The sequence below is a fragment of the Rheinheimera baltica genome (assembly GCF_030731985.1).
Lineage (GTDB): Bacteria > Pseudomonadota > Gammaproteobacteria > Enterobacterales > Alteromonadaceae > Alishewanella > Alishewanella baltica.
In genome coordinates this window covers 1-1,090 of sequence record NZ_JAPJDY010000026.1, presented here as the reverse complement: position 1 = coordinate 1,090, position 1,090 = coordinate 1, and the positions used below count along the sequence as shown (strand labels likewise).

Here is a 1,090-nt window from a genome sequence, read left to right as displayed (position 1 = left end):
TCTCCTTTTTTGGTTTGGTCGCCTTCCAGCTTAGCCAATCTGGCAAAGCTGGGGGAGAAGGCTCAATGATTATCAAGTCAAAGCACTCGGACTTGGTAAAGCTGTCACCTTTTTTGTTCCAAAAAAGCCGCCAACTTCACCAAACCGGTGTTTGAGGCGTTAGAGTACAAATATGGATAGTGCATACTTAAAAGTAAAACGTGCTGAGAAACATCAAGGTGAACTAGCCCAGATGTTTAAGAGAAGCAAACCATTCGGTTATTACTTAGAAACGAATTGCAAAACTGGTGAAAGAGCAACATTCGCGAAGAGAAACGAGGAAGTCGCTAATGAAGCGGCCATTGTGATTGGTGATGTGCTCCATAACTTAAGAGCTGCTCTTGATCACGCGTATTGGAGCTGTACGGAGAAGCACGCAAAGTCAGACGGAGAAAGAAGAAATATTCAGTTTCCAATTACACCGACCGAAGCTTCACTTAGAGACTCTGTTTTGCCAGGCCTACCTTCAAGAGTGTCACAAAATTTCGCTAATGCACTCGCAAGTCTTAAGCCATACAGGGATGGGGGGAATTTACTTCTTTGTGCCATTCATGACTTGGATGTAATGGACAAACATAAGCTATTAGTCCCAACTGGAAACTTCACAAAAATTAATAGTGCAATGATTCAGAGATTGGTTCCTGATTTCCCATCTGGGCTTACTGATTGTGGCGCAGGTAATTGTTATCGGGATGTAGTATGGCGAGTGAAGCCTATGACATGGACTCAAATGAGAAAAGCTAAAATACCTCCATCAAATATAATTGAGCAAGAGTTGGATGTGCCAGTTGAAATCATTATTAGTGGCATAGACCCAACGAAACCAGCACTTCAAGTTCTTCAAGAATTAATCGGCTTAACGAAAATATCAATACAAACCTTGTACTTAGGTGCTGGTAAAAATGTTACTTAAGTACTCTAACAAACAGCTGCAGCGGATCAATTTACGCTGCGCTCCAATTGCCCGCTGAGCTGGGCGTTGGTATGACTCCCCACGTCAAGCAGATTGAGTAAAATCCTGCTCATTTAAGAACCGTTGTTTTGCTGGTAA

General features: G+C 42.5%; 1 protein-coding gene. It reads left to right on the top strand.

The window, feature by feature from the left end:
* The first annotated feature begins 172 nt into the window (after window positions 1–172).
* Window positions 173–952, top strand: coding sequence for a hypothetical protein (locus ORJ00_RS18960; protein ID WP_306140556.1), 780 nt, complete (start codon window positions 173–175; stop codon window positions 950–952).
* The last annotated feature ends 138 nt before the right edge of the window (window positions 953–1,090 follow it).